Genomic DNA, 20,413 nt, shown 5'->3' on the forward strand with positions numbered 1-20,413 from the left:
GCCAGGTGTTACCCGCCCGTGACGCTCCGACACGGGCGGGTAACACGCACCTGGTGGGTTGGTGGTCATGACCGTCTCGGGAACCCCTGACCACCTGTCCTCCCTCGCCCGACGGGCCCTCCTGCGCGGGGCGGCCGCGGGCGCCGTCGGCGCCGGGGCCCTCGGCGCGACCAGCGTCGCGGCGGGTGCCACACCCGGACGTCGGGCGCCGGCGGGCGGGCCCCGCGGGCCGGTCCGCGTGCTGCAGCCCGGCACGGGTCCGACGCGCGGTCGCTACGTGCGGGCACGCGCCGAGGAGGTGCTGTGGGGCCGGCTGCCCAACCGGCTCAGCGAGCCCGTCGCCGTGGTCTCCTCCGGCGACGTGGTCACCCTCGACACCCTCTCCCACGAGGGCCTGCTCGAGGACCAGGGCCAGGACCCCCGCGAGTACTTCGGCTCCTTCGGCGTGCCTGAGCGCCACGTGCTGCGCGACGCCGTCGAGGTGGCCGCCCGCACCCCGCACGACGGCCCCGGACCCCACGTCGTCACCGGGCCCGTCGCGGTGCGCGGCGCCGAGCCGGGCGACGTCCTGCGCGTCGACGTGCTCGACCTGCCCCTGCGGGTGCCCTACGGCGTGGTCTCCAACCGCCACGGCAAGGGCGCGCTGCCCGGCGAGTACCCCGAGCGGTTCGTGGGCGACCCGGCGCACGCGGCGTACGTCAACGAGGGCGGGAACATCAGCGTCTTCACCGAGGTCGTGAGGTCCCGCGGCGGGCTGCGCGGTCGCCTGCCCGGCGACGTGCCCGTGGGCTTCGACCTGCACCCGTTCCTGGGGATGATGGGCGTCGCCCGCGACACGACCGCCCTGGTCGACTCGGTGCCGCCGACCTACGCCGGCGGCAACATCGACATCAACGACCTCACCGTCGGCTCCACGCTCTACCTGCCCGTGCAGGTCGCCGGGGCGATGTTCTTCGCCGGCGACCCGCACATGGCCCAGGGCGACGGCGAGGTCGCGCTGACCGCGATGGAGGGCTCGCTGCGTCCCACGCTGCGCCTGAGCGTGGTCAAGCGCGGCAGCCGCGGCGCACCCGCCCAGGCCTTCGAGCAGCCCTTCGCCGAGAACCGTGACTTCTGGATCCCCATCGGCCTCAGCGACCCCGACGGCCCCGAAGGCGGCGGCAACGCCACCAGCCTCGACCTGGCCATGAAGGACGCCGTGCGGCAGGCGCTGGCCTTCCTCGTCGAGGAGCGCGGCATGGCCGGTCCGGTGGCCTACGCCTACCTCTCGGCGGCCGCCGACTTCCAGTGCTCGCAGGTCGTGGACCGCACCACCGGCATCCACGCGCTCATCCGCAAGGCCGACTTCGCCTGACCGCGACCGACCGGCGGCGACACCCGCGGCTGGGCGGTCGCTCCTCCCGGGGCCTGACTAGGCTGGCCCGGTGAGCCAGGAACCGACCGTCCAGCCGAGCGTCGCGACCGTCGCCGAGGGCGTGGCCCGGATCAGCTGGGAGCCCGGGGAGAACGTCGACGTCGTGCGCCGCGAGGTCGCCGCCGCCCTGGTCGACCACCCGCGGGTGGAGGCCCTGGTGGACCCCGACGACGAGGGCGGCCAGCGTCTGGCCACCTGGTCGGGCATGCGCCGCGAGGGCGTGATGCGCGGGGTGACCGTCGACGGCGGGCCCGTGGACCGGGTCGTCTACGCCCGCCTGGCCACCGACACCCCGGTGCACGAGCCGGCCGGCTTCCGCGAGCTGCTCAACTCCTTCCTCCCGCGCAAGCGCGCCATCAGCCAGATGCTGGTGCGCGACGAGGAGGGGCGCGTGCTGCTGTGCCGCCTCACCTACAAGCAGGACTGGGACCTGCCCGGCGGGGTCGTCGAGGTCGGCGAGGCCCCCCGCGAGGCCGTCACCCGCGAGGTCGAGGAGGAGCTCGCGCTGCAGATCCCCGCCGGCGAGCTGCTGCTGACCGACTGGCTGCCCCCGTGGAGCGGGTGGGACGACGCGCTCTGCCTGGTCTACGACGGCGGCGTCCACCCCGCCTCGATCACCGCCTCGATCGTCGAGCAGGCCCGCGAGATCCGCTCCGCGCAGTTCTGCACCCCCGCGGAGGTCCGCGAGCACTGCGCCGACTTCACCGCCCGCCGCGTCGAGGCCGCCCTGGCCCGCGTCGCCGACCCCACCGGCGCCCCGGCGTACACCGAGAGCGGCCGCTGAGGGCGGACGAGCCGCTCGGGCACCGACCGCTCGTGGATCCCACGCACCAGGTGCGTGCGATCCACGAGTCAACGGGGCGGCGCCTCGCCCGACGGGCACCGCGGGCACCGTCGTGGCGCGCCTGACCAGCCAGCGCGGCGCAGCAACCGGGCCAACTGCCCCGCGGTGCGACACGGCGCTGTGGTCACCTGGCCCCAGGTGAGCCGCACGGTGCTCCGCCCGGAGACGAGTGCCTCGAGGTCGCGCTGGTGGTCGGCGTCCCAGGCGGCACGGTCGGCGTGGAACGCCCGTCCGTCGAGCTCGACCACCAGGCCGAGCCCCAGGTACTCCACGTCGCGCACCGTGGCGACCTCGCCTGCACCGGCACGGACCTGGCGGGCGCCCGTCGGGAGACCGTGGGGCGACTCGACACGCTCGCGGAACGCCCGCTCGAGGGTGGAGCAGGCACCCGCGGTCAGGTCGTCCAGCATCGCCTCGATGACCTCGCGACCACGCACCCTCCCCCGGGCGTCGAGCGCCACCCTGACGCGTTCGGGGGTGGTCTGCCGGTCGTGGCAGGCCGCGGCCAGCACGCCGAAGTGGCGGGCAGGGTCGTCCCCGGCGATCACGTCGATCACCGCGTGCTCGCGCCGGACCCGCGGCGGAGTCGCCTGCCAGAGCACGCGACCCTCCAGGTCCGCCGTGCGGTGCACCACGACACCGGCCAACGGCCTGACCGTGCGGCGGAGGTCGACCGCGATCTGAATCGGGGCGTCGGCCGGCGGTCCGGGCAGCGCCGACTCACGCGCCAGGGCGGCCGGCCAGCGTGCGTGCACCGCACACCACGCCCGTTGGCGCCAGGTGGGCACCCCGGTGTGCGCCACGAACGCACCGGGGTGCACGGCCACGAGCTCACGTCGCCGGACCAGGCGGGCGATGTCGTGGTCGGCGCCGCCGAGAGCCAGGATCTGCCGGCGCGAGACCGTGCGGTCCTGCACGCGGTCGAGCAGGTGGTCGAGCTCGTCGCGGTCCAGAGGCATGCCCCATCGTCGCCGAGGCGGAGGACCCTCGCTAGCACGCTGCGCCTGGGCTGTGGACGAGCTTCCTCAGCCGCCCACCGGGCGGGCGGCTGCGGCGTCGAGGGCGTCGCGGGCCAGGCAGGTGGAGGCGACCACCGCGGCCGGCATGACGACCACGGCGCCCAGGGGCACCAGGAAGCACAGCTGGGTGGCGGTGCCGAGGCCGAGCAGCGCGGCACGGTGCTCGCGCAGCAGCGCCCGCCGCCCGTGCCGGTCGATGCCGCGGGCCTCCAGGGGCCGCGAGACCAGCTCGGCGGCCAGCAGCCGCCCGGAGACCACGACCCCGAGCACGGCGCCGACCACGGCGCCCACCACGGGCAGCAGGCCGATCAGCAGCACCAGCAGGCCGGTCACCAGGCCCAGCCCGACGAGCACGCCGGCATCGCGCGCGGAGCGCCAGAAGCCCAGCCCGTCTCCGGGCGCCTCGCCGCCGAGCATGGTCTCGGTCTCGCGCCAGATCCGCTCGTAGAAGGGGTCGCCGACGGCCAGCGTGAGGCCGGTGAAGGTGAGCGAGGCGACCAGCAGGAAGCCCAGCACCACCAGCACCCCGAGCCCGACGCGCAGCGCGACCCGGGCGACCTCGGCCCAGCCGTCGGCGAAGGGCGTGGCCCAGCCCACCAGGTCGTCGACGGTGAGCAGCAGCCCCACCAGCGCGGCGACCACCACGACGAGCACGATCAGCGCCGGCACCATGCCGAGGGCCATCAGCCCGGGCCGGCGCCGCCACATGGCGAAGCCGCGGCCGAGGTAGGCCACGCCCTGCCCGAAGCCCAGCGGGGTCACCGGCTCCTCGCCCCTCAGAAGAGGGCGTTGGCGAGGCCCTGGCGCCCGCGCAGCACGCGCGGGTCGTCGTTGCCCACGGCGGCGAAGAGCCCGAGGAGGTGCTCGCGCGCGGCGGTGCGCTCGTCGCCCGTCGTACGCCGCACCAGCTCGACCAGCCGCGCGAAGGCCTCGTCGACCTGTCCCAGCACCAGGTCGAGGTCGGCGACGAGGGTCTGCGCGTCGACGTCGTCGGGGCGCGCGTCGGCGTCGGCGCGCACGGCGGCCTCGTCGACGCCCTGGGTGCGCTGGAGGACCGTGGCCATGGCCAGGCCGGCCGCGGCCTCGGCGTCGGCGGGGTTGGCCGAGACCAGCTTCTGGTACTCCGCGACCGCCCGGTCGACGTCGCCGGCGGCCAGGGCGTCCTGGGCCGGGGCGTAGCGGGGGTCGACGGCGGGCTCCTCCTCGCCCTCCGCGCCGGGCTCGGCCTGGGCACCGCGGGGCTGGTGGCGACCAGTCATGCCCTGGGCGGTGAGCTGCTGCACGACCTGGGTGAGCGCGGTGCGCAGCTCCTCGAGCGGCAGCACGTCCTGGAAGAGCGGCGCGGGGCGGCCGTCGAGCACGGCCACGACCAGCGGGATCGAGGGGATCTGCATGGCCTGGGCGATGCCGGGGGCGGCGTCGATGTCCACGAGTCCGGCGAGGAAGCGGCCCTCGAACTCCGCCGAGAGCGTCGCAAGGTCGTCGGCCAGCTGGCCGCTCTCGGGCATGCGGGTGCGGGAGTAGAAGACGAGCAGCACCGGCGCGGTCATCGACTGCTCGACGACGGCCTGGAAGCTCTCCTCGGTCACCTCCACGGCGTAGGACGAGCCACCCCCGCCGCCCGCGGCCGGGCCCCCGGCACCGCCCGGGGCCCCGGGAGCGGCCGGCGCGGCCGGCGCCGCGGGCGCGGGCCGCTTGAGGGCCGAGAGGTCGATGGCACCGGGGCGGGAGAACGGCTGCTGCGTCATGGGGCCAATCCTAGGGAAGGCCGGTCTCAGTTGACGCGCGGGCCGCGCAGGCCGGAGCGCTGCACGACGCGCTGGATCGCGAGGTCGCGCTCGTCGGGGCGACCGACGTACCTCACGTCGCGCAGGCCCTGCTCCTGGGCCGCCGACTCGAAGACGAAGTGGCCGAAGCCGAGCAGCCGCCCGTGCAGCGGCTTGACGACGGTGATGTCGAGGATGCGGCTCAGCGGCATGGTGGCGAGGTTGCTCGAGAGCACCCCGTGGACGCGGAAGACGCGCATGTTGGTGATGACGAAGCGGTCGCGGTGCTCGCGCAGCACTCCCCACCCGGCCCGCAGCAGCAGCACGAAGGCCGCCACGAGCAGCACCCAGGCGGCACCCATCGGCACGAAGGCCGCCCCGACGAGCACCACGAGACCGAGCACCCCCTCGAGCACCGGGCGCACGTAGGCCGTCCAGTGGTGCAGCACCTCGTCGACGATGACCTCGCCCTCGTCGCGCAGGAGGTGCTTGTGGATCTGGGGGTCGCCCCAGCTGCGGAGCAGACCCACGGCTCAGCCCAGCTCGCCGACGAACCTGATGAGCGCGGAGAAGAAGTCGCCGGTCCAGGCCGCGATCTGCCCCCCGGCGCCGCCGGCGGCGTCGGCCAGCCCGCGCGGGTCGGTGAACATCCAGAAGCCCAGGAACACCACGACCAGGGCGATGACCACCTTCTTCATCGTCGACCAACCTGTCTGTTCTCGAGCGGTGAGCGGCGGACGTCAGCGACTCGGCGCCGCGCGTCCACAGGACGGCACATGCCTACCAGCAGCCACACCCGTCACGGGGCAGGCGCGCCGAGCAGCCGGTCGGCCGCGGCGTAGGGGTCGCTCTCCCCCGCGGCGACGGCCTCGGCGAGCGCGTCGAGCTCGGAGCGTCCGTCGACGTCGCCCCAGCTGCGGCGCAGCGCGGTGACGGCGATCGCGACGACCTCCTCGCGCGCCCGACGCGTACGTCGACGCCGCAGCTCGCCGGTCTCGTGCAGCCAGGCGTGGTGGCGGTCGAGCTCGGCGACGACCTCGTCGACGCCGTCGCCGCTCGACGCGACGGTGGCGACCACCGGGGGCCGCCAGGCGCCGGCGGGGCGGTCGGCCATCGACAGCATGCCCCGCAGGTCGCGGCGCACCTGGTCGGCACCGTCGCGGTCGGCCTTGTTGACGACGTAGACGTCACCGATCTCGAGGATGCCGGCCTTGGCGGCCTGGATGCCGTCGCCCATGCCGGGGGCCAGCAGCACCAGCGTGGTGTCGGCGCGCGCCGCGACCTCGACCTCGCTCTGGCCGACGCCCACGGTCTCGACGAGCACCACGTCGCACCCGGCGGCGTCGAGCACCCGGATCGCCTGCGGTGTGCTCCAGGCCAGGCCGCCGAGGTGGCCGCGGGCGGCCATGGAGCGGATGTAGACGCCCGCGTCGGAGGCGTGGTCCGACATCCGGATCCGGTCTCCGAGGAGCGCACCGCCGGAGAACGGCGAGCTGGGGTCGACCGCGAGCACGCCGACCCGCTTGCCCGCGGCGCGCAGCCGCGTGACCAGCGCGTTGGTGGAGGTCGACTTGCCCACCCCGGGCGAGCCGGTCAGGCCCACGACCTGGGCGCGGCCGGTGTGCGGGGCCAGCGCCGCCATCACCTCGCGCAGCGCGGGCGACTCGTCCTCGACCATCGAGATCAGCCGGGCCACCGCCCGGGGCTGGCCCTCGCGGGCGGCCGCGACCAGGTCGGGGACCGACGCCGCACGGCGCCGACCCCCGGGTCGCGGGGCGTCGGGGCTCAGCTGCTCGGGACGCGCACGATCAGGGCGTCGCCCTGGCCGCCGCCGCCGCAGAGCGCGGCCGCGCCGGTGCCGCCGCCGCGCCGCTTGAGCTCGAGGGCGAGGTGCAGCACCACGCGTGCCCCCGACATGCCCACCGGGTGGCCGAGCGCGATCGCGCCGCCGTTGACGTTGACCTTCTCGTCGGGCAGGCCCAGGGCGCGCGCCGAGGAGATGCCGACCGCGGCGAAGGCCTCGTTGAACTCCACGAGGTCGAGGTCGGTGGGCTCGATGCCCTCCTTGCGACAGGCCAGGGCGGTGGCGTTGGCCGGCTGGAGCTGCAGCGTGGAGTCGGGGCCCGCGACCATGCCGTGGGCGCCGATCTCGCAGAGGTAGTCCAGCCCGAGCTCCTCGGCCTTGGCCTTGCTCATCACCACGACCGCGCAGGCGCCGTCGGAGATCTGCGAGGCCGAGCCCGCCGTGACGGTGCCCGTCTTGGAGAAGGCGGGACGCAGGCGCCCGAGCGACTCGGCGGTGGTCTCGCCGCGCACGCCCTCGTCGGCGGAGACGACGACCGGGTCACCCTTGCGCTGCGGGATCGAGACGGGCACGACCTCCTCGTCGAAGACGCCGTTCTTCCAGGCCGCGGCGGCCTTCTGGTGCGACAGCGCGGAGAACTCGTCCTGCTCCTCGCGGGTGAGGTTCTCGTCGGCGGCGTTGCGCTCCTCGGTGAGCAGACCCATCGCCTGGGAGGTGAACTGGTCGAAGAGGGCGTCGTAGGCCATCGAGTCGACGAGCTTGACGTCGCCGAACTTGATGCCCTCGCGCGACTTCGGCAGGAAGTGGGGGGCGTTGGTCATCGACTCCATGCCGCCGGCCACCACGACGTCGGCCTCGCCGGCGCGGACCATCTGGTCGGCCATCGCGATGGCGTTGAGACCGGAGAGGCAGACCTTGTTGATGGTGATCGAGGGCAGGCTCATCGGCAGCCCCGCGGCCACACCGGCGGTGCGGGCGGGGTTCTGACCCGCGCCGGCCTGGATGACCTGGCCCATGATGAGGTAGTCGACCTGGTCGCCGGAGACGCCGGCCTTCTCGAGGGCGCCCTTGATCGCGACCCCACCGAGGTCGGCGGCGCTCAGGTCCTTCAGCCCTCCCAGGAGACGGCCGATCGGGGTGCGGGCTCCCGCGACGATGACGGTCGGCGAGCTCGACGGGGCGGCGTGGTCGGACATGGGTTCCTCCAGCGGGTCGGTGCTCGGACCGGCGGAGACGGGCCCGATGCGAGCAAGATACCGACGAGTCACATCGGGGGCGAGGGTGTCCGAGTCCCCACCTCGTGAGGCGCGCGTCACAAGCGGTCGCGGCGCGCGGCGCGGCGTACGACCATGACGCCATGAGCCAGACCCAGGACAGCGGCGCCAGCCCGCTCGGCATCCCCGACCACCTCTTCACCGCCATCGACCACGTCGGCATGGCCGTGCCCGACCTCGACGAGGCCATCGCGTTCTACCGCGACACCTTCGGCATGCGCCTGGCCCACGAGGAGACCAACGCCGAGCAGGGCGTGCGCGAGGCCATGATGGCCGTGGGCGACTCCGGGTCGTGCGTGCAGCTGCTCGCGCCGCTCGACGAGACCTCCACCATCGCCAAGTACCTCGACCGCTCCGGCCCGGGCTGCCAGCAGGTCGCCTACCGCGTCACCGACGTCGAGGCCGTCAGCGCGGTCCTGCGTGAGCGGGGCCTGCGGATGCTCTACGACGAGCCGCGCCGCGGCACCTCCGACTCCCGCATCAACTTCGTGCACCCCAAGGACGCCGGCGGCGTGCTCGTCGAGCTGGTGGAGCCGGCCGCGCGCCCGGCGCACTGACCGCACCGCACCGCACCGCACTGCTCGGCGGGCGCCACCAACCGCCCGCCCACCTCGGCCCGCCACCCTGAGCGGGGCTGAGACCTCCAACACATCGGTCGCCTGACCGGTTACCGGACAGTAATGTTCGCCAGACGTCGGCCCGCCCTCGGGTCTGACGCCGTCACCCGCACCTCCCCGACCCCGCACAGGAGCCGACGTGCAGAACATCCTCGACGCCGTCCTCGCCGGCGACACCGCCAGCGAAGACTTCGCCCACCTGCCCCTGCCCGAGTCCTACCGCGCCGTGACGGTGCACAAGGACGAGCAGGACATGTTCGAGGGCGTCGCCAGCCGCGACAAGGACCCGCGCAAGTCCCTGCACGTCGACGACGTGCCCTTCCCCGAGCTCGGCCCCGGCGAGGCGCTGGTGGCCGTGATGGCCTCGGCGATCAACTACAACACCGTGTGGACCTCGATCTTCGAGCCGGTCTCGACCTTCGGCTTCCTCGAGCGCTACGGCAAGATCTCGCCGCTGACCAAGCGTCACGACCTGCCGTACCACATCGTCGGCTCCGACCTGGCCGGCGTCGTGCTCGCCACCGGCCCCGGCGTGAACTCCTGGAAGCCCGGCGCCGAGGTGGTCGCGCACTGCCTGTCGGTGGAGCTGGAGAGCCCCGACGGCCACAACGACACGATGCTCGACCCCGAGCAGCGGATCTGGGGCTTCGAGACCAACTTCGGCGGCCTGGCCGAGGTCGCGCTGGTGAAGTCCAACCAGCTCATGCCCAAGCCGGCCCACCTGACCTGGGAGGAGGCCGCCTCCCCCGGCCTGGTCAACTCCACCGCCTACCGCCAGCTGGTCTCGCGCAACGGCGCGGGCATGAAGCAGGGCGACAACGTCCTCATCTGGGGCGCCTCGGGCGGCCTGGGCGGCTTCGCGACGCAGTACGCGCTCAACGGTGGCGCCACGCCGATCTGCGTGGTCTCCAACGAGGAGAAGGCCGACATCTGCCGCGCCATGGGCGCCGAGCACATCATCAACCGCTCGGAGGAGAACTGGCAGTTCTGGAAGGACGAGCACACCCAGGACCAGAAGGAGTGGCGCCGCCTCGGGGCCCGGATCCGCGAGCTCACCGGCGGCGAGGACGTCGACATCGTCTTCGAGCACCCCGGCCGCGAGACCTTCGGCGCCAGCGTCTACGCCGCGCGCAAGGGCGGCACCATCGTCACCTGCGCCTCCACCACGGGCTACATGCACCAGTACGACAACCGCTACCTGTGGATGAACCTCAAGAGCATCATCGGCTCGCACTTCGCCAACTACCGCGAGTCGTGGGAGGCCAACCGCCTCATCGCCAAGGGCATGATCCACCCGACGCTGTCGCGGACCTACGGCCTCGAGGAGGTCGGCCAGGCCGCTCTCGACGTGCACAAGAACGCCCACCAGGGCAAGGTCGGCGTCCTCGCGCTGGCCCCCGAGGAGGGCCTGGGCGTGCGCGACACCGAGATGCGGGCCCGGCACATCGACGCGATCAACCGCTTCCGCGGCGTCTGAGGAGGCCCGTCGACCCGGCCCACCCCGACACGCGCTGAGTAAACGCTGAGCCACGCCGCGTCGGGGTGGGTTCGGGGCCTCGCATGCGGGAGGATGGGGAGGCACCAGCCCCCACCACCCGGAAGAGGTTTCCACCCATGAGCGACCAGGGCCTGTCCATCTTCGACGACGACTCGGAGCGCCGTTCCCAGGACGCCGACAAGACCCAGGTGATCCCGGTGGCCACGAACGCTCCCGGGTCGGCCCCTGGTCGCGCGACCGGTCAGGCGCCGCGCCAGGCCCCCCCGGCCGGACAGCGCCCGGGCACCGCTCCGGCGGCCCCGCAGACGCAGCAGGCCCCGCCCGCACCGCCCGCCCGCCCGCAGGCGGCTCCCGCCCGCGCCGGCGCCAGCATCACCTTCCCCGTCGTGCGCCGTGGGGGCTACGACACCGCGGCCGTCGACACCAAGGTCAAGCAGCTGGCCGCGGAGAAGGCCGGACTCGCCGGCAGCCTCGGCGAGTCCGAGCGGCGCGTCGTCGAGCTCGAGGCCCGCCTGGCCAGCCTGGAGCAGCAAGTCAAGGAGAACGAGACCCCCTCCTACGCCGGTCTCGGGGGCCGCGCCAGCGCCATGCTCCGCCTCGCCGAGGAGGAGGCCGACGAGATCCGCGGCACCGCGATGCGCGAGGCCGACGAGATCCGCGCCCAGGCGACCCGCGACGCCAAGCAGATCCGCACCGAGGGCCAGCGCGAGGCCGAGGACATGCGCATGGTGCAGCTCAAGGAGCTCGACGAGCACCGCGCCCGCACGCTCGCCGACGCCGAGCAGGAGCGCGAGCTGGCCCGCAGCGAGGCCGCCGACCTGATGGCCTCGGCCAAGCGGGAGTCCGACCAGCTGCGCCTGGCCGCCAAGCAGGAGACGACCGAGATGCGCACGGGCGCCCAGCGCGAGGTGGAGCAGGCTCGTGCCGCCGCCGACCGCGAGGTCACCGAGGCACGCCGCACCCTCGCGGTGGAGAAGGAGCGGCTCGCCCGCGAGGCCACCGACCACCACAGCAGCGCGATGGCCGAGACCCGCAAGCTGGTCGAGGAGGCCGAGCAGCGCGCCGCCGCGGCCGAGGCCCGGGCGCAGGAGGCCGCCACCCAGGCCGCCACCCAGCGCCAGCAGGCGAAGTCGGAGGCCGACGCCGTGGTCACCCGCGCGCGCCGCGAGGCCGAGCAGGTCGTGGCCTCGGCCCAGACCCAGGCCGACTCCATCACCTCCTCGGCCACCGCCGAGGTCGAGCGCGAGCTGGCCATGCTGCGCACCGAGGTCGCCCGGCTGGCCAAGCGCCGCGACGGCATCACCGCCCAGCTGGCGAGCCTGCGCGACGTCGTCGCCGGCTTCGGTCAGGACGACGAGGACGAGTGAGCGACCAGCCCGACCCGCCGGCGCCCGGCGCGGACCCGACGACGGCCGGGCCGGTCGTCGACCCGGCCGCCGCGGCGCCGGCCCCCGAGGTGCTGCCGGTCACCGGCGTGCCGCAGAAGGGCAAGCGGCAGGGGCTCGTCGGCGGGCCCGAGCACCTCGGCACCCCCGGGGCGCCGCTGGACCGCACGGCGCCGTACCTCATCGGGTTCCTGGGCGGGTTGGGCTTCGTCACCGCGTACTGGCTGGGCACGACGCTGCTGGCCATCGGCTCCACGCTGCTGCTGGTGGTGGTCGCGCTGTTCATCGCCGCCGGCCTCAACCCGGCGGTGGAGTTCTTCGAGCACCGCGGGCTGCGCCGCTCGTGGGCGGTGCTGGTGGTGACCTTGGTCTTCCTCGGCGCCATCGCCCTCTTCGTGGTGGCGATCGTGCCGGTCATCACCGACCAGGTCGCCTCGCTGACCGCCAACGCCCCGGTGTGGTTCGACCAGCTGCTGCAGAACCCCAAGATCCAGAAGCTCGACGAGGAGTACCAGATCGTCGAGAAGGCCCAGGACTACGTCGCCGGCGGTGACTTCGTCACGGGCCTGTTCGGCGGCGTGCTCGGCTTCGGCATCGCGCTGCTGGGCGCCCTCTTCAACCTCTTCATCGTGCTGGTGCTGACGCTCTACTTCCTCTCCGCGCTGGAGACCACCAAGGGCGCGCTCTACAAGCTGGCCCCCGCCTCGCGTCGCGACCGGGTCACCCGCCTCGGGGACCGGATTGTGGCCAGCATCGGGGGCTACGTGTCGGGCGCCTTCCTCGTCGCCCTCTGCGCGGGCCTCACGTCGTTGGTCTTCCTCTTCGCCGTCGGCCTCGGCGAGTACGCCGTGGCGCTCGCCTTCGTCGTGGCCCTGCTCGACGTCATCCCGATGATCGGCGCGACGATCGGCGCCACGATCGTCACCGCCATCGCCTTCGCCACCGACGTGCGCACCGGCCTGATCTGCGTGGTCTTCTACGTCGTCTACCAGCAGATCGAGAACTACGTGATCTACCCCCGGGTCATGGCCTCCTCCGTCGACGTCCCGGGTGCCGTCACCGTGATCGCCGCCCTGGTGGGCGCCGCCCTGCTCGGCGTGGTGGGCGCGCTCCTGGCCATCCCCACCGCGGCCGCGGTGCTGATGCTGACCCGCGAGGTCTTCGTACGACGCCAGGACGCCCGCTAGCCCCACCGGTCCCCCGGGCCGCACCCCGCTCAGCCGGTGCGGACGAGCGTGGTCCAGCCGTGGGGGTTGGTCCAGGCGTAGGTGCCGTCGGGATGCCGGTGGTAACTCCAGGGTGGGCAACCTGCGGAGCCGGTGGTCTTGAGCCGGTGGTGGTGGCGGCACAGCGGCGCGAGGTTGGAGGGGTAGGTCTGGCCCGACTCACCGCCGTGGTCGAGGGGTCGGTAGGGGGTGATGTGGTCGAGGTCGCAGCGGCGTGAGGGCACGGTGCAGCCGGGGAACACGCATCTCGAGTCACGGATGACGACGTGTTCGCGCATCCAGGGTGGTGGGTCGTGGCGGTCGACGGCGCCGGCGGTGGTGGGGTCGAGGTCGATGACGGGTCTCACGAACACCTTGGTGCCCAGGAGCCAGCGGCGCAGGGTGGTGGTGGAGACCACCCCGAGGCCTTCGACGACCGCGGTGCCCGGTGGTGGGCCGGTGCGGTCGATCTGGGAGAGGTGGCTGGTCTCGTGGTGGCGGTGGACCGCAGTGGGGCGCAGGGCGGGTCCGGTGGTGCGATACGGGTCGTCCGCGCACTGTTCGTCGGTGGGCTGCTCTTCGGTGGTGGGGTGGCTTCGAGACGCTCGCTGCGATCGTTGCTCGGCCACCGGGGTCGTGGTCTGTCCGGCGGGGACGGTCTCGTGGTCGGTGGGGGTGGGCAGGTCCCGCGGGTCGGGCGGGGGCTCCTCGGCCGGGGCCTCGGTGGGCGGCGTTGGCTCCTCCAGCGCGGGTTCTTCTCCGCTCATGCGGGCCGTGTCGAGGGCGGCGATGGTGTCGGCGCGTGCGAGGTCCTCGGGGCGCAGGTGGACGTAGACCACCCGTTCCTTGGCGGTGGTGGGTTCGACGGAGTCGAGGGCGGCGAGGCCTTGGGCGCGGTCGGTGATGACCCCGATCGCCCTGGCTTTACGGACCTCGAGGGACTCCACCGCTGCTCCGGTCGAGGTCTGGTGGCGGCCGAGCTCGGCGGCGGTGGCGCAGATCAGGTCGTGGAAGCGGGTGAGGTCCTGGGTGTCACCGAGCACCTCCAACCACGAGGTGCCGGACGCGGATCCGCGGTCGATGTCGTGGGTGAGGCGCACGTTCCACCCGCCGCGGGCCTTCTCCTCCAGCGCGGCCTTGGCGTGGGGGTCGTGCCTGGCCGCGGCTTCTGCGACGAGCAGCTCGATGCGTCGCGCACCCAGGCTCTGCGCGCGGGGGCCGAGGGCGGCGACCTTGCGGTCCACGAACGCGGCCCCGGTGTCGTTCAACACCTGGGTCTGGGAGGCGATCCGCCGCGCCCGCCAGCCGGGGAGGGTGAGGTCCTCCACCATCGCCCACACCCGGGGCAGGCGGTGGACCAGCTCCATGACTTCGGCGAGGTTGCAGCCGGCGTTGACCGGGGAGATGTCCATGGCCAGGGCGAGGGGTTCGGCGGCGAACTCGTCGAGGCCGTGGCGGATCATCCCGGGCACTGACCAGGCGTAGGCCTGGTCGGGGTTGAGGGCTCCCCAGCGGGCCATGACGCGCAGGGTGCGGCGCTCGGCGGCGCGTACGGAGCGGGCGGTGTCGGCGGCGTACTCCAGGACGTCGTCGGCCTCGAGGGACTCGATGTCGACCACGGTGCCGGTGGTGTCGAGGTCGAGGAGCATGGACCTAGTTTATTCGAACAGGTATTCGATGACTAGGTCTGCCGGTGGATCTGTGGAGAGGGTTGCGCTGTCGCGAGGGTGGTTTCGAGACGGTCGCTGGCGCTCCCTCCTCAACCACCGTGCGGCTGTGGTTTGGAGACGGTCGCTGGCGCTCCCTCCTCAACCACCGTGCGGGGCCGTGGTTTCGAGACGGTCGCTGGCGCTCCCTCCTCGACCACCGCGGTCCTGGCGGCCGGCCCTCGACCGCCGCCGGCGAGCGGCGGGTCAGTCCCCCACTACGGGCAGGACGGCATCGGGCAGCTCGAGCCACACGGTGGCGCCCCCGCCGGGAGTGCCCCGGAGACCGATCGCGCCGCCGTGCGCCTCGACGACGCGCCGACAGGTGGCCAGACCCATCCCGGTGCCGGCCACCGCGGTGTGCACGCGCTCGAGCGGCTTGAAGACGCGGTCGCGGTCGGCCTCGGCGACACCCAGGCCGTGGTCGACCACCACGAGCCGCACCGAGCCCGGGTCGGTCGCGGGCTCGGTGCGCACCTCGACGCGGGCGGTCGCGCCGGGTGCGACGTACTTGGCGGCGTTGCCGAGGAGGTTCTGGAGCACCACGCGCAGCTGCACCGCGTCGGCGCGGACGTGCGGCAACGGGCCGACCTCGACCGAGGCGCCCTCCAGCTCGGTCGCCAGGTCCTCGCGCGCCTCGGCCACCAGGCGCTCGAGGGAGACCTCGGTGAGCTCGAGCTCCCCGCCGATGCCCGCGAAGGACAGCACGTCGGAGATGAGCGCCTCCATGCGGTGGGCGCTGCGCCGCGCGCGCACCACCAGGGCGCTGAGCTGTGCGGGCCCGTCGGGTCCGCCCGCGGCCACCACGTCCTCCATCAGCTCCAGCGAGGCGGCGATCGCGGAGAGCGGGTTGCGCAGGTCGTGGGTGACCTGTCCGGCGTAGGCCGCGAGCTGGGCGTTCGACCGCTCGAGCTCGTCGTGCGAGGCACTGACCTCGGCGAGCGCCTCGTCGAGCTGTCGGGAGCGCAGGGCGAGCTCCAGGACGTCGACGGCACGCTCGGCCAGGTTGGCCACGGCGGCCCGCTGGGCGGCGTCGAGCTCACGCGGCGCGGAGTCGAGGACGCAGAGCGAGCCGAAGGGCACGCCCGCGGGGGTCCGCAGCTGCTGGCTGACGTACAGCCGCGCGGGCGGGTCCATCTCCACGGCCGGGTAGCCGCTCCACTCCCCCTGCGCCGCCAGGTCCGCCTCGATCAGCGGCACCGGGTCGTGGAGCACGCGGTGGCACACCGAGGCGTGGTTGGGGACCGGTCCGACCCGGAAGCCGTGGGTGGCCAGCTGGTGCATCTCGGAGTCGGTGAAGAAGGTCAGCATCGCCCTCGGCGCCTCGCAGACCTGCGCGGCGAGCTCCACGATGGCGCGCAGCTCCGGGAGCCGGGTCAGCTCGGGCAGGCGGTAACGACGTACCTCCGCGGCGCGCAGCGCCGCACGCTCGGCGTCGCGGCCCGGGTCGACGTCGGCCGCGACACCGGAGGTCGGCACGACGACGTCGCCCGCGCCGTCGGCGACCGGTGACCCCACCACGGCCAGCGCGTCGTCGAGCCGGGCATCGACGGGCACGCCGGCTGCGGCGGTGGCGGCCCGGTCACGGCGCCCCGGTGTCCTCACCCGCTCATCGTAGGTCGACCGGCGGCGGGCTTCAGGCGATCTGCGGATCTGGCCCGCGCGCCCCGGGTCGCCTCAGGCCGGCGTCGGCTCGACCCGGACGACGCCCCGCTCGCCGAGCTTGACCGCCACCACGCCGGCCAGGATGAGCAGGCCGCCGGCCAGCTGCACCGGGCGCGGCAGCTCGTCGAGGAGCAGCCACGCGAAGCCGACGCCGGCGAGCACCTCGAGGAGGGCGACGAAGGAGGCCAGCCGCGAGCCCAGGCGACGCCCGGCCGCGATGCCGGTGGTGTAGGCCAGGGCGGCCGTCACCAGCCCGAGCAGCAGCAGCGGCAGCCACCAGTCGACGGTCGTGCCGCCGTAGGTGACCGGACGCGTCGACCCGGCCATGGGCAGCACACCGACCAGGCCCAGCAGGCCCAGGACCGCCGCCCCGACGACCAGGCCGCCGGCGGCCAGGGTCAGCGGAGGCAGCCCGTTGCCCTCGTCGGCGGAGATCACGAAGTACGACGCGGCCCCGACCATCGCCCCCAGCGACCACAGCACGCCCGCCACGCTGAGGTCGGCGCCGGAGAGCAGGTCGAGCACCAGCACCAGGCCGGCGGCGGCGAGCGCCGCACCCACCAGCGTGACGGGCCCGGGGCGCTGGCCGTGGCGCAGCCAGAGCCACACCACCACGGCCGCGGGCGCGGTGTACTCGATGAGCAGCGCCGGCCCGACCTGCATGTGCTGCACCGCGGAGAAGTAGCAGAACTGCGCACCGGCCACGGCGAGCACGCCGTAGGTCACCACGAGGGCGGCGTTGCGCCGCAGCAGCGACCACCGCCCGCGCAGCGAGGCCAGCCCGAAGGGCAGCACCACGAGGGCGGCGAGCCCCACCCGCACCAGCACGCTCGAGCCCGGGGTCCACCCGGTGTCGAGCAGGCCCCGGGCCAGGGCGCCGGAGGCACCGAAGGCGGTCGCCGAGACGACGGCGAGCACGAGCCCCGACGCCAGGCGGGAGCCACCGGCGGGACCGCCGGCCGACCGGGTGGCGTCATGAGTCATCGTCGTCATGATCCATGACGCTACGGGCCGTCGGGTAACCTGTCAACGTGGTTTTCGCCCATGACACCGAGATGTCGCTCCAGTCCGCCGTGGTGCTCGCCAACTCCGCCGAGCCGCCCGACACGCTGGAGAGCGTCGCCGACCTCGACCGGTTCCTCGCCGACTTCGAGTACTCCGGGCGCCACGACCGCACGCGCGCCGAGCTCGACGCCGTGCGCGCGCTGCGGCCGGTGCTGCGCGAGCTGCTGACCGCCGAGCGCGACCACGCCGTCGAGCTGGTCAACGCGATGCTGAGCGAGGCCCGGGCGCTGCCGCAGCTGGTGCGGCACGAGCCCTACGACTGGCACGTGCACGCCGTGCTGCCCGACGCGCCGCTCGTCACCCGGATCACCGTCGAGACCGCGATGGCGATGATCGACGTGATCCGCACCGACGAGATGTCGCGGCTGGGCGTCTGCGCCGACGAGGACTGCGACGGTGTCGTGCTCGACCTCTCCCGCAACCGCTCGCGCCGCTTCTGCTCGACCACCTGCGGCAACCGCAACGCCGTCGCGGCCTACCGCGCCCGCCAGAGCGACGGCTGATCGACCGGCTGGTCGACCGGCTGGTCGACCGGCTGGGCAGGGGGACGCGGCAGGTGGCCGGTCAGCACCACCGCGGGTCATAGGCCGGTCGCAGCGGGCGGTCGCGGCGCACCACCGGCAGCGCGTCCCCGAAGCCGGCGCAGGTCGCCTCGAAGTCCCGGTCGCGGTACTCCACGACCACGACCTGGTCGCCGAAGACCTCGGTGTAGGCGTCGCACTCGTCGTAGCGTCCGCACTCCTCGGCGACCGCGAGGTCGAAGCCGATGCGGGTGCCGTCGTAGCCGGCGAGGTTCTTCTGGGCCACCGCCAGGCCGGCGGCGTGGCCGCGCTCGACGAGCAGCGACGCGAGCGCGAGGTTCTGTCCCCTGCGCAGCAGCCCGTCGCTGCGCAGGAAGGAGTCGAGGTTGTCGAGCTCGACGGCCTCGAAGCCGTCGCGGGCGCAGCCGTCGATCCAGCGCCCCACGATGCGGGCCACGCGCTCGCGCTTCGAGGCGGTGCGCAGGTCGAGCAGCCACTCCCCCCAAGCCGAGTCGACGACCGGTCGGCCCCGGTCGTCCTTGAGCACCAGCGACCAGCGCTCGCGCCAGAAGCGCCGCGCGTCGGGCTGGGTCTGGAAGCCGTTGACGTAGCAGACGTCGTAGACCCCGGCCGGCTCCTCGGTGCGGTCGCGCACGACGATCCCCACGTGGTCGGGCACCTCGTCGACCCCACCGAGCTGGTAGTCGACGTCGGTCGCCGCCGGGAGCGCCGGGGGTGCCGACGGCTCCTCGACGGTGCGCTCCCCCGCCGTCGGTGCGCCGGTGCCCGCACCCGAGGCGCCGCCCGGGGCGGCAGCGAGCAGGGGCCCGACGGTGAGACCGAGGAGCACGAGGAGCACGACGAGGAGCGGGGGCACGGCCGCGCGGGGGCTCCGGGCGGGGGGACGGTGCGACATGGGCGGCAACCTAGCAGCGGGCCGCGCCGGATCCCGTCGCCCGTCGGCGTGCCTCAGGTCCCCACCCCGACGGCCGATGGGGAGGACGAGGCGGGCGCGAGGCCCGCCCGTCCGAGGGGGGACGGACCCGAACGATGCGCATCCTGGTGGTGGACGACGACCCGGACCTGTCGACGCTGATGGAGATCTTCCTCGGCCGCGCCGGGCACGACGTGGAGCTCGCGCCCGACGGTCGCTGCGGCCTGCGGCGGCTGCTCGCGGGCGGCTTCGACGCGGTGGTGCTGGACTGGATGATGCCGACCCTCGACGGCCTGGGACTGACGCGGGCGGTGCGCAGCGACCCGGCGCTCCGGGACCTGCCGCTGCTCATGGTCACCGCGCGCCGCGACCACGCCGCGGCCTACGCCGCCGGCGTCGACGAGGTGCTCGACAAGCCCTTCAGCGGGGCCGGCCTGGTGTCGGCGGTCGAGACGCTGGGGCGGCGTACGCCGGCCCGGGCGGGCTCGGCCTCGTGAGGGCCCCGGTCGTCGACTCCCAGGCCCTGGCCCCGGCACCGACGCCCGGCGACGTCCTGGCCGACCACGACGCCCGCGCGGCCCACGCCGCGCTGCGCGCCCTCGCCCGGGCCGAGGAGCGGTGGCGGATGACGATGGACAGCTCCCCGCTCGGCATGGCCCTGCTCTCGGTGGAGGGCCGCTTCCTGCGTGTCAACCGCGCCCTGTGCGCCCTGCTCGGTCGCGACGCGGAGTCGCTGCGCGCGCTGGCCTCGAGCGACGTGCTGCACCCCGACGACGCGGCGGTCGCGGCCGTCGAGTCGGCGCGCTGCCTCAGCGGCGAGCAGGAGTCCTCCCGGCTGCTGCAGCGCTGGCGCCACGCCGCCGGTCACCTGGTCTGGGTGGAGGTCACCGCCGCGGTCGTGCGCGAGGACGACGGCACGCCCATCCACGTCGTCGCGCACGTCGAGGACGTGAGCGCCCAGATGGAGGACCGTGCCCGCCTCGAGCACCTGCTCGGCGAGCTGGCCACCCGCACCACCGAGCTCGAGCGCTCCAACCAGGACCTCGAGCAGGTGGCCGCGGTCGCCTCCCACGACCTGCGCGGCCCGCTGACCGTGCTCACCGGCTGGCTGGAGATCCTCGACCACGAGTACGCCGGAGCCCTCGGCCCCCGCGGGCGCGAGCTGCTGCGACGCGCCGACCAGGCGTCGGGGCGCATGATGGACCTGCTCGACGCCCTGCTGCGCCACGCCCGCGTCGGCGGCCACGTGGTCGAGCGGCAGCACGTGGCCCTCGACGACGTGCTCGACCAGGTCGTCGTCGACCTCGGCGACACGGCCGCGCACGGCCTCGTGCAGCGCGACCTGGCGGCCCCGACGGTGCGGGCCGACCCGGCGCTGCTGCGCCAGCTGCTGCAGAACCTCCTCGCCAACGCCGTGAAGTTCCGCTCGCCCGACCGCGCACCGCGGGTGGTCGTCACCTCGGCGGCGACCCCCCAGGGTCACGAGCTGGCCGTGGTCGACAACGGCCGGGGCATCGCGGCCTCCCAAAGGACGCGTGTGCTCGACATGTTCGGCCGCGACGGGAGCGACCCCGACCACGGTCACGGCATCGGGCTGGCCACCTGCGCGCGGATCGCGTCGCTGCACGGCGGACGGCTCCTCGTCGAGGACACCCCGGGCGGGGGCACCACCGTGCGCCTGACCCTGCCGTCCTGA

Annotated in this window: 20 protein-coding genes; 9 read left to right on the plus strand and 11 right to left on the minus strand. The window is 74.2% G+C overall.

Annotation, left to right across the window (positions count from 1 at the left end; all coding sequences use genetic code 11):
* The first annotated feature begins 67 nt into the window (after window positions 1–67).
* Both IR170_RS02505 and IR170_RS02510 read left to right on the plus strand, forming a co-directional pair.
* Entirely contained in the window at window positions 68–1,354 is a 1,287-nt protein-coding gene (locus tag IR170_RS02505; protein WP_193661078.1) for an acetamidase/formamidase family protein, read from the plus strand.
* Window positions 1,355–1,424: 70 nt separating this feature from the next.
* Entirely contained in the window at window positions 1,425–2,198 is a 774-nt protein-coding gene (locus tag IR170_RS02510; RefSeq protein WP_193661079.1) for an NUDIX hydrolase, read from the plus strand.
* Window positions 2,199–2,266: 68 nt separating this feature from the next.
* Here the strand turns inward: IR170_RS02510 and IR170_RS02515 are convergent, their stop codons facing one another.
* The 7 genes from IR170_RS02515 to IR170_RS02545 form a co-directional block, all read right to left on the minus strand.
* Window positions 2,267–3,217, minus strand: a complete 951-nt coding sequence (locus IR170_RS02515) for a hypothetical protein (RefSeq protein WP_193661080.1) — start codon at window positions 3,215–3,217, stop codon at window positions 2,267–2,269.
* Between the two features lie 66 nt (window positions 3,218–3,283).
* Complete coding sequence (locus IR170_RS02520) at window positions 3,284–4,039, minus strand: EI24 domain-containing protein (protein ID WP_251533445.1); 756 nt, start codon at window positions 4,037–4,039, stop codon at window positions 3,284–3,286.
* 14 nt (window positions 4,040–4,053) lie between these two features.
* Window positions 4,054–5,025, minus strand: coding sequence for a co-chaperone YbbN (locus tag IR170_RS02525; protein ID WP_193661081.1), 972 nt, complete (start codon window positions 5,023–5,025; stop codon window positions 4,054–4,056).
* 26 nt (window positions 5,026–5,051) lie between these two features.
* Entirely contained in the window at window positions 5,052–5,573 is a 522-nt protein-coding gene (locus tag IR170_RS02530) for a PH domain-containing protein (RefSeq protein ID WP_193661082.1), read from the minus strand.
* Between the two features lie 3 nt (window positions 5,574–5,576).
* Window positions 5,577–5,741, minus strand: a complete 165-nt coding sequence (locus IR170_RS02535; protein WP_156697866.1) for a hypothetical protein — start codon at window positions 5,739–5,741, stop codon at window positions 5,577–5,579.
* Between the two features lie 101 nt (window positions 5,742–5,842).
* Entirely contained in the window at window positions 5,843–6,832 is a 990-nt protein-coding gene (gene meaB / locus IR170_RS02540) for a methylmalonyl Co-A mutase-associated GTPase MeaB (RefSeq protein WP_193661566.1), read from the minus strand.
* Window positions 6,829–8,043 (minus strand): acetyl-CoA C-acetyltransferase, encoded by a 1,215-nt coding sequence (locus IR170_RS02545; protein WP_056864155.1) that lies wholly within the window; start codon window positions 8,041–8,043, stop codon window positions 6,829–6,831. Before IR170_RS02545 ends, meaB begins: the two co-directional genes overlap by 4 nt.
* Window positions 8,044–8,204: 161 nt before the next feature.
* Here IR170_RS02545 and mce point away from each other — a divergent pair, with 161 nt between their 5' ends.
* The 4 genes from mce (at window position 8,205) to IR170_RS02565 (ending at window position 12,808) form a co-directional block, all read left to right on the plus strand.
* Window positions 8,205–8,678 (plus strand): methylmalonyl-CoA epimerase, encoded by a 474-nt coding sequence (mce, locus tag IR170_RS02550; RefSeq protein WP_056903856.1) that lies wholly within the window; start codon window positions 8,205–8,207, stop codon window positions 8,676–8,678.
* 199 nt (window positions 8,679–8,877) lie between these two features.
* Window positions 8,878–10,215 (plus strand): crotonyl-CoA carboxylase/reductase, encoded by a 1,338-nt coding sequence (gene ccrA, locus IR170_RS02555; RefSeq protein ID WP_193661083.1) that lies wholly within the window; start codon window positions 8,878–8,880, stop codon window positions 10,213–10,215.
* A 137-nt stretch (window positions 10,216–10,352) separates the two neighbouring features.
* Window positions 10,353–11,603, plus strand: coding sequence for a coiled-coil domain-containing protein (locus IR170_RS02560; protein ID WP_193661084.1), 1,251 nt, complete (start codon window positions 10,353–10,355; stop codon window positions 11,601–11,603).
* Window positions 11,600–12,808, plus strand: coding sequence for an AI-2E family transporter (locus IR170_RS02565; protein ID WP_319804881.1), 1,209 nt, complete (start codon window positions 11,600–11,602; stop codon window positions 12,806–12,808). The genes IR170_RS02560 and IR170_RS02565 overlap by 4 nt, the downstream gene beginning before the upstream one ends.
* A gap of 29 nt (window positions 12,809–12,837) precedes the next feature.
* On the opposite strand, the gene IR170_RS02570 is transcribed toward IR170_RS02565, so the two are convergent.
* The 3 genes from IR170_RS02570 to IR170_RS02580 form a co-directional block, all read right to left on the minus strand.
* Complete coding sequence (locus IR170_RS02570; protein WP_193661085.1) at window positions 12,838–14,475, minus strand: HNH endonuclease signature motif containing protein; 1,638 nt, start codon at window positions 14,473–14,475, stop codon at window positions 12,838–12,840.
* 264 nt (window positions 14,476–14,739) lie between these two features.
* Complete coding sequence (locus tag IR170_RS02575; protein WP_193661086.1) at window positions 14,740–16,137, minus strand: sensor histidine kinase; 1,398 nt, start codon at window positions 16,135–16,137, stop codon at window positions 14,740–14,742.
* A gap of 72 nt (window positions 16,138–16,209) precedes the next feature.
* A complete protein-coding gene (locus tag IR170_RS02580) occupies window positions 16,210–17,190 on the minus strand; it encodes an EamA family transporter (protein WP_193661087.1) in 981 nt (326 codons plus the stop codon).
* Window positions 17,191–17,228: 38 nt separating this feature from the next.
* On the opposite strand from IR170_RS02580, the gene IR170_RS02585 reads away from it, so the two are divergent.
* Window positions 17,229–17,765 carry a CGNR zinc finger domain-containing protein gene (locus tag IR170_RS02585; RefSeq protein WP_056864147.1) on the plus strand — a complete coding sequence of 179 codons (537 nt, stop codon included), beginning with the start codon at window positions 17,229–17,231 and terminating at the stop codon, window positions 17,763–17,765.
* Window positions 17,766–17,826: 61 nt separating this feature from the next.
* Here the strand turns inward: IR170_RS02585 and IR170_RS02590 are convergent, their stop codons facing one another.
* Window positions 17,827–18,699, minus strand: coding sequence for an endo alpha-1,4 polygalactosaminidase (locus tag IR170_RS02590; protein ID WP_193661088.1), 873 nt, complete (start codon window positions 18,697–18,699; stop codon window positions 17,827–17,829).
* A 134-nt stretch (window positions 18,700–18,833) separates the two neighbouring features.
* On the opposite strand from IR170_RS02590, the gene IR170_RS02595 reads away from it, so the two are divergent.
* Together IR170_RS02595 and IR170_RS02600 are read left to right on the plus strand one after the other, a co-directional pair.
* Window positions 18,834–19,214, plus strand: a complete 381-nt coding sequence (locus tag IR170_RS02595; protein ID WP_193661089.1) for a response regulator transcription factor — start codon at window positions 18,834–18,836, stop codon at window positions 19,212–19,214.
* Window positions 19,211–20,413 (plus strand): sensor histidine kinase, encoded by a 1,203-nt coding sequence (locus IR170_RS02600; protein ID WP_193661090.1) that lies wholly within the window; start codon window positions 19,211–19,213, stop codon window positions 20,411–20,413. The genes IR170_RS02595 and IR170_RS02600 overlap by 4 nt, the downstream gene beginning before the upstream one ends.

It is taken from the genome of Nocardioides kribbensis (genome assembly GCF_015070375.1).
GTDB lineage: Bacteria > Actinomycetota > Actinomycetes > Propionibacteriales > Nocardioidaceae > Nocardioides > Nocardioides kribbensis.